At 71.7% G+C, this 13507-nt stretch carries 12 protein-coding genes; 4 read left to right on the top strand and 8 right to left on the bottom strand.

Annotation, left to right across the window (positions count from 1 at the left end; translation table 11 throughout):
• Positions 1-439: 439 nt before the first annotated feature.
• The 6 genes from HUX53_RS21090 to HUX53_RS21110 form a co-directional block, all read right to left on the bottom strand.
• A complete protein-coding gene (locus tag HUX53_RS21090; RefSeq protein ID WP_176404945.1) occupies positions 440-1204 on the bottom strand; it encodes a sporulation protein in 765 nt (254 codons plus the stop codon).
• A 322-nt stretch (positions 1205-1526) separates the two neighbouring features.
• Positions 1527-2891 carry a pitrilysin family protein gene (locus HUX53_RS21095; RefSeq protein ID WP_176404946.1) on the bottom strand — a complete coding sequence of 455 codons (1365 nt, stop codon included), beginning with the start codon at positions 2889-2891 and terminating at the stop codon, positions 1527-1529.
• On the bottom strand, positions 2888-3064 hold the full coding sequence (locus tag HUX53_RS41370) for a hypothetical protein (RefSeq protein ID WP_255205470.1): 177 nt from the start codon (positions 3062-3064) through the stop codon (positions 2888-2890). The genes HUX53_RS21095 and HUX53_RS41370 overlap by 4 nt, the downstream gene beginning before the upstream one ends.
• Positions 3061-4143 carry a pitrilysin family protein gene (locus HUX53_RS21100; protein WP_309237347.1) on the bottom strand — a complete coding sequence of 361 codons (1083 nt, stop codon included), beginning with the start codon at positions 4141-4143 and terminating at the stop codon, positions 3061-3063. The genes HUX53_RS41370 and HUX53_RS21100 overlap by 4 nt, the downstream gene beginning before the upstream one ends.
• 194 nt (positions 4144-4337) lie before the next feature.
• Positions 4338-4691 (bottom strand): STAS domain-containing protein, encoded by a 354-nt coding sequence (locus HUX53_RS21105; protein ID WP_176404947.1) that lies wholly within the window; start codon positions 4689-4691, stop codon positions 4338-4340.
• Positions 4692-4766: 75 nt separating this feature from the next.
• Complete coding sequence (locus HUX53_RS21110; protein ID WP_255205471.1) at positions 4767-5387, bottom strand: ATP-binding protein; 621 nt, start codon at positions 5385-5387, stop codon at positions 4767-4769.
• A gap of 225 nt (positions 5388-5612) precedes the next feature.
• Here HUX53_RS21110 and HUX53_RS21115 point away from each other — a divergent pair, with 225 nt between their 5' ends.
• Together HUX53_RS21115 and HUX53_RS21120 are read left to right on the top strand one after the other, a co-directional pair.
• On the top strand, positions 5613-6479 hold the full coding sequence (locus HUX53_RS21115; RefSeq protein WP_176404948.1) for a helix-turn-helix transcriptional regulator: 867 nt from the start codon (positions 5613-5615) through the stop codon (positions 6477-6479).
• Positions 6479-6730 (top strand): DUF397 domain-containing protein, encoded by a 252-nt coding sequence (locus HUX53_RS21120; protein ID WP_217919696.1) that lies wholly within the window; start codon positions 6479-6481, stop codon positions 6728-6730. The genes HUX53_RS21115 and HUX53_RS21120 overlap by 1 nt, the downstream gene beginning before the upstream one ends.
• Before the next feature lie 161 nt (positions 6731-6891).
• Here the strand turns inward: HUX53_RS21120 and HUX53_RS21125 are convergent, their stop codons facing one another.
• On the bottom strand, positions 6892-8682 hold the full coding sequence (locus HUX53_RS21125) for a serine/threonine-protein kinase (RefSeq protein ID WP_176404950.1): 1791 nt from the start codon (positions 8680-8682) through the stop codon (positions 6892-6894).
• Positions 8683-8852: 170 nt separating this feature from the next.
• Here HUX53_RS21125 and HUX53_RS21130 point away from each other — a divergent pair, with 170 nt between their 5' ends.
• Positions 8853-9488 (top strand): TetR/AcrR family transcriptional regulator, encoded by a 636-nt coding sequence (locus HUX53_RS21130; protein WP_176404951.1) that lies wholly within the window; start codon positions 8853-8855, stop codon positions 9486-9488.
• A gap of 58 nt (positions 9489-9546) precedes the next feature.
• Here HUX53_RS21130 and HUX53_RS21135 read toward each other — a convergent pair whose 3' ends face one another.
• Positions 9547-9729: a hypothetical protein gene (locus tag HUX53_RS21135; protein WP_176404952.1), complete on the bottom strand. Its 183-nt coding sequence runs from the start codon at positions 9727-9729 to the stop codon at positions 9547-9549.
• Positions 9730-10111: 382 nt separating this feature from the next.
• On the opposite strand from HUX53_RS21135, the gene HUX53_RS21140 reads away from it, so the two are divergent.
• Positions 10112-13489: a pyruvate carboxylase gene (locus tag HUX53_RS21140; protein ID WP_176404953.1), complete on the top strand. Its 3378-nt coding sequence runs from the start codon at positions 10112-10114 to the stop codon at positions 13487-13489.
• The last annotated feature ends 18 nt before the right edge of the window (positions 13490-13507 follow it).

Below are 13507 nucleotides of genomic sequence, written 5' to 3' on the forward strand. Positions count from 1 at the left end.
AGATGTGTATAATATACAGGGCGGCGGCGGCCCGTCCTGACCGGGTGCCGGGGGATAAGGCCCTCCGGGCGCCGGCGGCGGGACGTGACCTGGTGTGGGCGGCAGGCCGCCGTGTGCCGAGGGCGGTGCGGCTCCGTACGGCGCAGGTGCTCCGCCAGGTGCCGGGGGCGGTGTGGTCCCGTATGGCGCCTGTCCGGGCGCGGGCGGTGGGCCGTTGTATCCCGCGCCAGGAGGGCCGCCTGGCGCTGAGGGCGGTGTGCTCCCGTGCGCGAGCTGCCCGGGGGTCGGCGGGGGCGTTGTGCTTCCGTACGGGACTTGGCCAGGTGCGGATGCGCCCCCGAAGGGCGGTGGGGTGGTTCCGTATGGTGCCTGGCCGGGTGCGGGGTTGTTGTGCCCATAGCCGGGACTGCCGTCTGGGGCGGGGAGGGGAGCGCCGTGGTCAGGTGTGGGCGCTCCGCGGCAGCGCGGCGGCTGCCTCCAGCCATTCGCCGATCTTGGTGTTCCATTCGGTCTCGGCGGCCTCGGCGTGCGCGACCTGGAACACGCCGAACGACTCGTCCCGCGGGGCCTCGCGGTCCTCGGCGCGCAGGACGAAGGCCATGCTGCGCGGGCTGGCCACGAAGCTCAGCCCGACCTTGTCGATCCGGCCCTCGTACGCGGCCGGCGGGTTGAGGTGGATCTCCTGGTGGAACGGCAGCTGCTGGGCGACGCCGCGCAGCTTCGACTCCTCGAACGTCACGTTCGCGACCTGGAAGCCGAGCTGGGCGATCGAGGCCAGGACCCACTGCTGCGACTCCAGCGGCTCCACCGAGATCGGGTCGATGTCGCCCGGGTCGGGCTGCCCGACGGCGTCCACCTCGGTGCACATCCCGATCGTGAAGCCGGGCAGCTCATGGCCGAGGACGGTCGTGAACGGCAGTTCGTACGGCAGCGGGATGGAGAACGCGAGGTCGCGATGCTGCGCGGCGTCCAGCTGGAAACCACGGGTGAGGGCGCCCCGGTACACCTCGGGCCCGGCGGTCTCGCCGCCGTAGCCGTTCTGCATGCGCGGCATCAGCGCCAGCGTCACGTGCCGGATCTCCACCGGCCCGGAGCCGCCGCGCAGATGGACCTTGCCCGCGACGACGCCGCCGGGTTTGCAGTTCGGTTCCGCCAGGATCGTGTCGACGGACGGCCCGCCACCCGCCATCTGCCCGTAGGACACCGGCCGTTCCCTTCTCCCCGACGGCGAGGACGTCCTCCCCGCGCAAGTCAGCCCGCGCACCGTAGGCCGCACGTTTCGGCCCACGCAAGTTAGACCTACTTCACCATGCCATCGGTTCACCCCGGAACCGGAAACCCGCCCCATTTCCTCCCCGTAGCACGGGCGGTGTTGTGGCTGGTTCGCTATCTGAGGTGATCGGCGTCCTGGCTGCGGTGGTGTTGACGGAGGCCGGAGCACCGTTTGTAGCTGGTCGAAGGGGGTCCTTCGGTCGGTGCTCTGGGCCCTGTTGTCGTCGATTCCGGACCGGTGATTGGACGGCGGGTCATTCTTCCTTGGTGGTTACGGTGGTGGTGGCGTAGCCGAGGTTCTCCAGGGGCTCGCGGATTTGGGCTGCGTCGCCTACCGCGATGACGGTGAGGGCCTCCGGGTCTACGTGTTTGCGGTAGGCGCGGGCCACGCCGTCGGGGGTGGAGGCGCGGACGGCGGCCAGATAGGCGCTCGGGTAGGTGGCGCCCAGGCCGTTGGCGGAGGCGTCGGCCAGTTCGGCGGCGACGGCGCGGGCCGTCTCGTACTCGGCGGGGGCCCGGTCGGCCAGGGCACGGACGGACATGCCGTGCTCCTCCGAGTCGATGCCCCGGGAGATGACGCTGCGCAGTTCGGTCAGCGCGTCGGCGACGGCGTCGGCGGTGACCTCGGTGTGGACGGAGCCCTGGGCGATGAAGACGCCGCAGTGCCGCATCCGGAGCAGGCCCGCCCGCATTCCGTAGGTGTAGCCCTTCTCCTCGCGCAGCACCGCGTTGAGGCGGGACGTGAGGCCGCCGCCGAGCACGTGCGCGGCGACCGTCAGGGACGGCCAGTCGTGGTGCGAGCGGTCGGGGACGCCGTGCCCGAAGCTGAGGTAGGTCTGGACGGAGCCGGGGCGGTCGACGACGACGATGCGGGGCGCCGACTCCGGCAGGACGCGGTCGGCGGTCGGCAGCGGGTCGCCGGTGGACGCCCAGGACTCCAGAGCGCCGCTGAGGGCCGCGTCGGCGTCCGTCCCGGAAAGATCACCGGCGACGACGGCGGTGGCCTCCGCGGGGACGACGGAGCCGTAGAAGGCGCGGATGTCGGAGCCCTGGAGCGCGCCGATCGAGGAGCGGGTGCCGCCCGTCGGGCGGGACGCGCGGGCCTCGGCCGGGAACATCACCGCGCGGAGTTCGCGCATGGCGCGGGAGCCGGGGTCGGCGTCCTCCTGGGCGATCTCCTCCAGGCGTTCGCGGACGAGGCGGCGGACGTCCCCGTCGTCGAGGGCCGGGCGGCGGACGACCTCGGAGAACAGGTCGAGGGCGGCGCCGAGCCGGGAGGTGGGGACGTCGAGGGCGATGCGCAGGGCGGTCAGGTCGGCGTGCGCGTAGAAGCTGGCGCCGAGGCGTTCGAAGGCGGCGGTGAGCGCGGTGCCGCCGCCGGGCTCGGTGCCCTCCATCAGGGCGTGCGCGGTGAGGGTCGCGACGCCGTCCAGGTCGGCGGGCTCGCGGCCCGCGCCGGCGTTCAGCACGAGCCGGACGGCGGCGAGGCGGCGTCCGGGCAGGTCGCAGCGGAGCGTCGCCGGGCCGGCCGGGACGCGGCCCTCGGTGCCGGCCGGGAACGCCCAGGCCGGGACGGGGCCGGGGACGGGACGGGGCTGCAGTGCCAGGCCGCTGCTCACGAGGTGCCTCCGTAGGTCAGGGCGGTGCGGCCGCCCGGGGCGAGCCAGCGGCCCGCCATCTGCTTGATCGCGTCCCCGGTGACGGCGGCGGCGCGCCCGGGGGCGGTGAAGACGCGGGCCGGGTCGCCGAACTGGGTGGCGTTCTGCGACAGCGCGTTGGCCAGGCCGGTCACCGTCTCGGTCTGCTCCAGGAAGCCGCGCTCGGCCTGCGCGGTGGCGCGGGCGGTCTCGTCGGCGTCGGCCCGTGCGCGGCGAAGCGTTCGAGCTCCTCGTCGAGGACGGCGGCGATCTTGTCCGGTTCCGGCCCGATGGCGTCGACGATGGCGAGGGACGGCCCGGACGCGAGCCGCGTCACGCCCGCCCACACTTCGGTGGCGATCTGGTCGCGCCGCACCATCCGGTCGTAGAGGCGGGAGCCGGAGCCGCCGCCGAGGATCTCGACGGCCAGCTCGGCGGCCTCGACGTCGTCGCCGCCGTCGGTCGGCAGCGCGAACATCGCGAAGTAGGCGGGGGACGGGACGTCCTCGTTCAGTGTCTCCTCGTGGACACCGGTCAGCGGCCCCAGCTCGCCGGGACGTGCCGCTGGCTTCTCCGGCCCGGTGGGGAGGCCGCCGAAGTAGCGTTCGACCGCTTCGATGGTGGCCGCCGGGTCGACGTCGCCGACGACGGACAGGACGGCGTTGCCCGGCGCGTACCAGGTGGCGAAGAAGTCGGCGCAGTCTTCGAGGGTGGTGGCGTCCAGGTCTTCCATGGAGCCGATCGGCGTGTGCGCGTAGGGGTGGCCCTCGGGGAACGTCAGCGCGCACAGCCGCTCGAACGCCGTCCCGTAGGGCTGGTTGTCGTAGCGCTGCCGGCGCTCGTTCTTCACGACGTCGCGCTGGTTGTCGAGGTTGGCCTGGGTGAGCGCGGCGGGCAGCGTGCCCATCCGGTCGGCCTCCAGCCAGAGCGCGAGCTCCAGGTGGCTGACCGGCACCGTCTCGTAGTAGTTCGTGCGCTCAAAGGACGTGCTGGCGTTGAACGCGGCGCCCGCGCTCTCCAGCAGCGCCGCGTGCTCGCCTTCGGCGACGTTCTCCGAGCCCTGGAACATCAGGTGCTCGAAGAGGTGGGCGAGGCCGGTCCGGCCGGACCGCTCGTGCCGCGAGCCCACCCCGTACCAGATGTTCACGGCGGCCAGTGGTACGACGTGGTCCTCGCAGACCACCACGCGCAGGCCATTGCCGAGCGTGTGCTCATGCAGCGGCTGTTCTGCCACGGAGCGCTCCCGTCCGTTCGGAGTTGCGGACAGCACCGCGCGCGTCGAACGGGACGTGCCCGGGCGGCGGGCTTGATCTCGGTCTCACCGTACCGGGTACGTCCGGCCCGGGGCGCCGCTGCGCCAACCTGTGGATAACCCGCCGGACAAACCGGCGCGAGCGCGGACGAAGGGGAGCGGAAACGGGGGGTGGGTCAGGACGCGGGGGACTCGTGCGCCGCGATCGCGTCCGCCAGTGACCGGTGCAGGACGAAGATCTTCGTGAGCTGGGTGACGTGGAACACCCGGCGCACCCGGTCGTTCACGCCCATGAACGACATCGAGCCGTCGCGCGCGCGGAGCCGGTGGTAGATGCCGACCAGCACGCCGAGGCCCGTGGAGTCGAGGAACGTCACCTCACCGAGGTCGATGACGAGGTGCGTGCCGCCGTTGTCGATGATGTCGAGCAGCGCCTCGCGCAGCCGGGGGTTGGTGAAGACGTCGATCTCACCGCTGATCTTGACGACCGTGAGGCCCTTCTCGACGCGGTGCTCGACGGCGAAGTCCACCGGTGCTCCTCTCGTCCGCTCGTCTCGCCGGGCCCTTGCCGGGTGCCCGCCGGGGGAAATGAATAGGTACCCCGTTCAGGGAGAACGGAACAGCGCCCACACCACCTTGCCGTGGTGCAGCGCCCGCCACCCCCACCGGACGCTGAACGACTCGACGAGGTGGAGCCCGCGTCCCGTCTCGGCGATGTAGTCGGGCTCCTTGCGGCGCGGCGCGGTCCGGCTGGCGTCGATGATCCCGCAGAGCAGCCACGGGGCCTCGTGCCCGAGCCGCAGCCTGATCGCGGACGGCGCGGAGCCCAGCGGGTCGGCCGGGTCGCCGTACACGCCCTCGCGGTGCACGTCGACGCCCGGCCGCCCGCCGGAGTTCACCCCTCCGCTGTGCCGCAGCGCGTTCGTGACGAGTTCGGAGACGACGAGTCCGACGTCGTCGGCGAGCTCGGCGAGACTCCATTCGGCGAGCCGGGAGACGGCGAAGTGCCGGGCCGCGGTGACCGATTCCGGATCGGGCTCGACGGTGAACGACACCGTGGACCCGCGCAGCTCGGTCAGCGCCGTGACGGCCGTGTCCAGGCGTGGCGGCAGGTCGGCCGACTCCGGGACGGGCGTCGAACGCCCAGCGTGGTCCCGTGGGTCTGCCGGCCCCGCGACAGGGCCGAGCTCCCACCGCGTGTCGTCGTGCGCGTGGCGTGACGTCATTCCACCGGACCCCGCAGAGTGATCTCGTTGTGCAGCCGTGGCTTGGAAGTCTCGTGCGTTATCCTGCGCATCGTAGCGTGCGAATGCAAGGCCCAATGCACGTGCATCCGCGTTGTGAGGGTGTGGGGCGACGCGGGCCGCGCGCGAGTGAACGGAGGTAACCGCAGGACACTCATGCCAGTGGCACACTAGGTTCGCTGTCCGCCGAATAGCCGGAGGTTGGGCGTGACTCCAGAGACGCCGGGAAGCGGGTCGACGGTCCGTCGGATCCTGCTCGGGTCCCAGCTGCGCCGTCTGCGCGAGCAGAAGGGCGTGACCCGTCAGGACGCCGGCTACGTCATCCGTGCGTCGGAGTCGAAGATCAGCCGTCTGGAGCTCGGCCGGGTCAGCTTCAAAGAACGCGACGTGGACGACCTGCTCACGTTGTACGGCGTCAGCGACAAGACCGAGCGCGAGGCGCTGCTACAGCTTGCGCGGGAGGCCAACACCCCCGGTTGGTGGCACCGGTACAACGACGTGCTGCCCGGCTGGTTCCAGACCTATGTGGGCCTGGAGGAGTCGGCGGCGTTGATCCGCACATATGAACTGCAGTTCGTCCCGGGACTGCTGCAGTCGGAGGGGTATGCGCGAGCGGTGATCCGCCTGGGCAACGCCGGTGCCGCCGAACACGAGATCGACCAGCGCGTGGAACTGCGCATGCAGCGTCAGGAACGCCTGACCGGCCCGGACGCGCCGCGGCTGTGGGCCGTGGTGGACGAGGGGGCGCTCAAGCGCCCCATCGGCGGTCCGGAGGTGATGCGGGGCCAGTTCGAGCATCTCATCGAGATGTCCAAGCTGCCCAACGTCACCATCCAGATCATGCCGTTCCGGTTCGGCGGCCACGCCGCCGAGGGAGGGGCCTTCACGATCCTGCGCTTTCCCGAGCAGGACCTGCCGGACGTGGTTTACGTCGAGAACCTCACCGGCGCGATGTACCTGGACAAGCGCGACGACGTCGACACCTATCTGCAGGCGATGGAACGCCTCTGCGTCGACAGTGCGACCCCGGAACGCACCGTCGAGCTTCTCGGTGATCTTCTCAGAGAGACATGATGCTCCAATCCGATTACGACAACGGGATGCCGGCCGCCGACCTCTCCGGAGCGCGGTGGCTGAAGTCCCGGCGAAGCAACTCCCAGGGGAACTGTGTGGAAATCGCCGAACTGCCCGGTGGGCGGGTGGCGATGCGCAACTCCCGTCATCCCGACGGGCCGGCTCTCATCTACACCCGCCCGGAGATCGAGGCGCTGATCCTTGGAGCCAAGGACGGCGACTTCGACCATCTGATCGCCTCCCGTAACTGAAGTCAGCCAGGAAAACCGCCAACAGTCGAACAGCGGCGGGTCGGCTTTGGAGAACCGAACGTCGACCCGGCCGCACACGAGAGCAGAGGCCACCCCGGCGCGAGGGTGGCCTTTCGTACTTCCCGGCCAGGTCAGTCTCGGCCAGGTCAGTCCAGGCCAGGTCAGCCGCAGTTGCCGAACGGCGAGCTGCGGTCGTTGCCGCCGAACCGGACGCACGTCCCGGGGGCCTTCACGTACACCGGCCCCGCGTACCAGTCGAACGATCCGCTGTCGGCGATGGAGCTTCCGCCCTTCTTCTGGATCCACACCGAGACGGGTGACGTCTTGCCGACGTTCTTCGTCTTGATGGTGACCGCGCAGTTGTAGGTGGAGCTGTTGTAGAGCAGGTAGGCCACGCCGCCGGAGACGCTCAGCGACCGCTGCACGTAGTAGCCGCTCCCATGGCCGCCGCTGTTGCACACCTGCTGCGGCGTGTACTTGTTGGCCGGCTCCTGGACGGGAGTGGTGCCTCCGCCTCCACCGCCGCCCCCTGCCCTCTTCGTCGGTTTCGACTCGCCCGGCTGCTGCGGTGACCCGGGCTTCTTGGACGCGGTAGGGGACGTGGGCTCTCCGCTCTTGTTGCTCTGCGCCTGCCCCGGGTTCTTCTTGGCAGAGTTCTCCCCGGCGCTGCCCGCACCGTTCGCCGTCCCGGTGTCGCCCTGCGCGCCCCGGTTCTGGTCGGCGGCCGCGACCTGCTGGTCCTTGCCCTTCCCGTCGCCGCCCCTTGTCGCGGCCCAGGCCGCGCCGCCCGCGATGACGACCGCGACCGCTGCCGCCGCCGCGATGGGCACGATGAGGCGTCCGCGCTTCCTGCCGTCCGGCCCCTGGCCCTGCGGTCCGGCCTGCGGCGGGCCAGGAGGCGGCGGGGCCGTGCCGTCGAAGGGCGGCGGCTGCGGAGCCGTCCAGCCCCTGGCGCCGGACGGGTCGGTGACGTGGTCGGGCGGCAGCACGGCGCCCGCCATCGCGGACGGCGAGGCGTGCGGGTCCGTCGAGTTGCGCGGCACGTGCGCGTCGGCCGGGAGCCCGGGGAAGGCGGGCAGCGGCGGGACGGGCGACCCGGCCATCGACGTGCCGCTGGCCGCGCCGACCAGGCGTTCCTGGGCCTCGCGCGCGGTCGGGCGCTGCGCCGGCTCCTTGGCCAGGCACGCCAGGACCAGTCCGCGCATCGGGTCGGGCAGGTCGCCGAGGTTGGGCTCACCGGTCAGGATCCGGTGCATGACCGTGGCCATCTCGTCGTTGCCGAACGCGGGACGTCCCGTCGCTGCGAACGCCATCGTCGTGCCCCAGGCGAACATGTCGGACGCGGGGCCGACCTCGCCGCCGGTGAAGTGCTCGGGCGACATGTAGGCGGGCGTGCCGACGTTCTGCGTCTCGCCCGCCGCGCCCAGCGCGCGCGCCACGCCGAAGTCGATGACGCGGGGGCCGTCCGGGCCGAGCATCACGTTGTGCGGCTTGAAGTCACGGTGGACGATCCCGGCCTGGTGGATCGCGGTCAGCGCGGTCAGCGTGCTGATGGCGAGCCGTTCCAGTGCGCCGCCCGTACGCGGACCCTCCGTCCGCACCACATGGTGCAGGGACAGGCCCGGCACGTACTCACTGACGATGTAGGGCTGATCGCCCGCGACGTCGGCGTCGAGCACCTGCGCGGTACAGAACCGGGCCACGCGCTTGGCGACCTCCAGTTCGCGGACGAAGCGCGCGCGGGTGGACTCGTCACCGGCGAGCCCGCCGTGCAGCAGCTTGATCGCGACGTGGTCGGCGGCGGGGACCGTTCCCGTCTCGCCGGCCCGCCGGCCCAGGAAGACCGCGCCCTGCCCGCCCTCCCCGAGGCGGCCCAGGATCTCGTATCCGCCCAGCTCAGTCGGGTCCCCCGACCGCAGTGGAAGGGCGTCCGGCATCGTCCTGTCCGTCACACCACTCGCTCCCCGTCGCGTCCGGCCCGTCCGTAAGACCGTTCGGCAAGACTACGGGCACAGAATGGTAGGTGCTCCGCAGATTAGTTGATCTCGGACCCGGCGGGCGCCGCGCCCGCCGGGGGCGGCCTCGAACAGGACTAGAGTCCGGTTGACCCGAGGAGGGGCTCATGGACCGCGGAGCCGCAGGCGGGCGGCGTGTCGACCTGGAACTGATGCGGACGCCGCAGCCGAAGGAGCGCGCCGACGCCGCGCGCAACCGCGTGAAGGTGCTGGACGCGGCCGCAGAGCTCTTCGCCCGGCACGGGGTCGAGTCGGTCTCGATGGACGCCGTCGCCGCCGCGGCGGGCGTGGGCAAGGGAACGCTCTTCCGCCGGTTCGGCGACAAGGCGGGCCTGGCCGCGGCCCTCCTGAACAGGCGCGAACGTGATCTGCAGAACGAAATCCTGTCTGGATCGCCCCCGCTTGGGCCGGGGCAAGGAGACGCGGCGGTCTCGCCGTCCGACCGTATGCACGCCTTCGCCGACGCCTACCTCGATTACGTCCTGGACCATCTCTCCCTAGTACGCATGGCGGAGACCGCCTCGCCGGGAGCGCGGTACCGCATCGGGGCCTACGGGTTCTGGCATCGGCACCTGACGATCCTTCTCGACCAGATGGGCGAGACCGTCCCGGACGGCGAGGCCACGGCGCACGCCCTTCTGGCCGTCCTCGGAGCCGAGCACCTCACCGCGATGGTCGAGGGCGTGGGACGGGAACGCGCGCGCGCCGCCGTCCACACGGTCTTCCAGGTGGCCGACGGCTAGACCCTCAGAAACGGCGAAACCCCCGTGCGCGGTGCACGGGGGCTTGGCCGAACTGTTGTCAGGCCGGGTCGGGCGTCCGCCGCTCGGGGTGGGACTCCTCCCGGCCGTCGACCTCGCCCGGTGGACCCTCCAGGGCGTGGTTGCGTTCCAGCTGGGCCGCCACCGCGAGGGCGCGCAGCGACGTCGTCTTCACAGGTTTGCGTTCGCGGTTGGAACGGGTGCGGGGGATGCTGCTCGGCACGGTTCACCTCCATGGTCGTGGACAGGTGCTACCCGGATCGCCGGTGTTCGCACGGTAGTTGCAACCGCAAGATCCTTCTCGCTATTCCGAGTGATCGGCGCTTTTATTCACGTCCGGTTCCGGCCGCGCCGCCCCGTCCCGCCCCGCGCGAGGTAACGCCCCGCGATGGGAACAATCGTGCGTTTTTCCCTCTAAGCGTCATCTATCACTTTGTTCACACATCTCGGCCACGCTGCGGGGCTGCGCCGGCCGCTCAACTGGGTAGGTATCGCAAGATTCGGTTCGCCCGCCGGGTTGGTCCCGCCCTGAGCGGCTCAGCGTGGAGCCCAGGAGGCCTCGGACGCGGGCGGACGCGCCCGAGCCGTCTCCTGGGAGAGATACGTTGATCAGAAAGCTGCTCGTCGCCAACCGGGGCGAGATCGCCGTGCGCGCCTTCCGCGCGGCCTACGAACTCGGCATCGCCAGCGTCGCCGTCTACGCGCACGAGGACCGGCTGTCCCTGCACCGGCAGAAGGCGGACGAGGCGTACGAGATCGGCGAGCACGGCCATCCCGTCCGCGCCTACCTCGACGTGGACGGCATCGTGGAGACCGCGCTGCGCGTCGGCGCCGACGCCGTCTACCCCGGCTACGGGTTCCTGTCGGAGAGCCCCGAGCTGGCGGAGGCGTGCGAGCGCAACGGGATCAAGTTCGTCGGCCCGCCGTCCCGCGTGCTCAGCCTGGCCGGCAACAAGATCGAGGCGGTCGCGGCGGCGCGGCGCGCGGGCCTGCCCGTGCTGCGCTCGGAGACCCCGGCCGCCGGGGAGGAGCTCGCGGCGGCCGACGAGGTCGGCTTCCCGCTGTTCGTGAAGGCCGCGGCCGGCGGCGGCGGGCGCGGGCTGCGCCGCGTCGACCACCGCGAGGACCTGGAGGCCGCCGTCGACACGGCGCGCCGCGAGGCGCAGAGCGCGTTCGGCGACCCGACCGTCTTCCTGGAGCAGGCGGTCGACCGGCCCCGCCACATCGAGGTGCAGATCCTCGCGGACGGCGCCGGAACCATCGTCCACCTGCGCGAACGCGACTGCTCGGTGCAGCGCCGCCACCAGAAGGTCGTCGAGATCGCGCCCGCGCCCCGGCTGGCCCCGGAGGTCGCGGCGCGGCTCTGCGAGGACGCCGTGAAGTTCGCCCGCGAGATCGGCTACGAGAACGCGGGCACCGTGGAGTTCCTCGTGGACGAGCGCGGCGAGCACGTGTTCATCGAGATGAACCCGCGCATCCAGGTCGAGCACACCGTGACCGAAGAGGTCACAGGGGTCGACCTGGTGCAGAGCCAGTTGCGCATCGCGGGCGGCGAAACGCTCGCCGGCCTCGGCATCGCGCAGGAGAACGTGACCGTCAGCGGCTTCGCCGTGCAGTGCCGCATCACGACCGAGGACCCGGCGAACGGGTTCCGTCCCGACACCGGGAAGATCTCCGCGTACCGGTCGCCGGGCGGCGCCGGGGTGCGGCTCGACACCGGCACCGCGTACGGCGGCGCGATCGTGTCCCCGCACTTCGACTCGCTGCTGGTCAAGCTGACCTGCCGGGGCCGGACGTTCGAGGACGCGGTGCGGCGGGCGCGCCGGGCCGTCGCCGAGTTCCGCATCCGCGGGGTCGCGTCGAACATCCCGTTCCTGCAGGCGCTGCTGGACGAGCAGGACTTCCGCGCGGGCGGCGTCACGACGTCCTACATCGCCGACCATCCCGAGCTGCTGACGGCCCGGTCGAGCGGCGACCGCGCGACGCGGCTCGTCCGGTACCTGGCGGACGTGACGGTCAACAAGCCGCACGGTGACGCGCCGACCGATCTGGACCCGGCGACGAAGCTGCCGCCGCTCAACCTGGACGGCCCCTTCCTCGAAGGCTCACGTGACCGGCTCCTGGCTCTCGGCCCCCGCGCGTTCGCCGAGCAGCTCCGGAACCAGAACGCTCTAGCCGTCACCGACACGACGTTCCGGGACGCGCACCAGTCGCTCCTCGCGACACGAGTACGCACGTACGACCTGCTGTCCGCGGCGCCTTACCTGGCGCGTATGACGCCGCAGCTTCTCTCCGTCGAGGCTTGGGGCGGGGCAACGTACGACGTCGCGCTGCGCTTCCTGGGCGAGTCGCCCTGGGACAGGCTTGCCGCGATCCGTGAGGCCGCCCCGAACCTGTGCATCCAGATGCTGCTGCGTGGGCGCAACACGGTCGGCTACACCCCGTACCCCGATTCGGTCGCGCGCGCCTTCGTGAAGGAGGCCGCCAGTACGGGCGTCGACATCTTCCGTGTGTTCGACGCCCTGAACGATGTGGAACGCATGCGTCCGGCCATCGACGCCGTCCTCCAGACCCACGCGCTGGTCGAAGGGACCCTCTGCTACACGGGCGACCTCTCGTCCCCGGACGAGAACCTCTACACGCTCGACTACTACCTGCGGCTCGCAGAGGAACTGGTCGAGGCGGGCGTCCACATCCTGTGCATCAAGGACATGGCCGGTCTGCTCCGCGCCCCCGCCGCGCGCACACTCGTCAAGGCCCTGCGCGAGCGGTTCGACCTGCCCGTCCACCTCCACACCCATGACACGGCCGGCGGGCAGATCGGCACCTACATCGCCGCCATCGAAGCTGGTGTCGACGCCGTCGACGGAGCCGCCGCACCGCTCTCGGGCACCACGAGCCAGCCGCCCCTCCAGGCGATCGTGGCCGCGACCGACTTCACCGACCACGCGACCGGAATCGACCTCGACGCGCTCACCGTCATGGAGCCGTACTGGGAGGCCGTCCGCAAGCTGTACGCGCCGTTCGAGATGGGGCTGCCGTCGCCGACCGGGCGCGTCTACCAGCACGAGATCCCGGGCGGGCAGCTGTCCAACCTGCGGCAGCAGGCCGTCGCGCTCGGACTCGGCGACCGCTTCGAGGAGATCGAGCGCTGCTACGCGGCGGCCGACGCGATCCTCGGCAGGCTCGTGAAGGTCACCCCGTCCAGCAAGGTCGTCGGCGACCTGGCCCTGCACCTCGTCGCCGCCGGCGCCGACCCGGACGACTTCGCCGAGAACCCGGACCGCTACGACATCCCCGACAGCGTCATCGGCTTCCTCAACGGCGAACTGGGCGACCCGCCCGGCGGCTGGCCGGAGCCCTTCCGCACCAAGGCGCTCGCAGGACGCCAGTACACGCCCACCCGGGCAGAACTGGACGGCGCCGAAGAGAAGGCCCTGGCCGGGCCGGAGGTCCGCGACACCCTCGACCGCCTCCTCTTCCCCGGGCCCGCGAAGGACTACCGCGAAACCCGCGCCGCCTACGGCGACATCTCCGTCCTGCCCACGGGCCCGTTCCTCTACGGGCTGCGCACCGGGCACGAGGTCGCGTTCGACCTCGAACCCGGCGTCCGCGTGCTCGCCGGGCTGGAGGCGGTCGGCGCCGTCGACGAGGCGGGCGTCCGGCAGGTCATCTGCACGGTGAACGGCCAGCTCCGGACACTGTCCGTCCGCGACAAGTCCGTCGCGTCGGACGCGCCGCCGGTCGAGCGCGCCGACCCGTCCGAACCCGGCCACGTCGCCGCCCCCTTCGACGGCTCGGTCACCCTCCGCGCCGCCAAGGGCGACGAGGTCGCCGCCGGCGACGTGGTGGCCACGATCGAGGCGATGAAGATGGAGGCCGCCATCACGGCCCCGGTGGCCGGCACGGTCGCCCGCCTGGCCGTCCCCGAGGCCACCCCGGTCCAGGCAGGTGACCTACTCCTGGTAATCCAGCCCGACTGACGACCAGCGGCAGGTGCG

Origin of the sequence: Actinomadura sp. BRA 177 (assembly GCF_013372625.1) — a bacterium.
Classification (GTDB): Bacteria; Actinomycetota; Actinomycetes; order Streptosporangiales; family Streptosporangiaceae; genus Spirillospora.

Excerpts from the sequence above, each read along its gene's own strand:
- HUX53_RS21130 (WP_176404951.1), top strand. The coding sequence starts at position 8,853 with ATGGACCGCGGAGCCGCAGGCGGGCGGCGTGTCGACCTGGAACTGATG.
- HUX53_RS21120 (WP_217919696.1), top strand. The coding sequence starts at position 6,479 with ATGCTCCAATCCGATTACGACAACGGGATGCCGGCCGCCGACCTCTCC.
- HUX53_RS21110 (WP_255205471.1), bottom strand. The coding sequence starts at position 5,387 with ATGACGTCACGCCACGCGCACGACGACACGCGGTGGGAGCTCGGCCCT.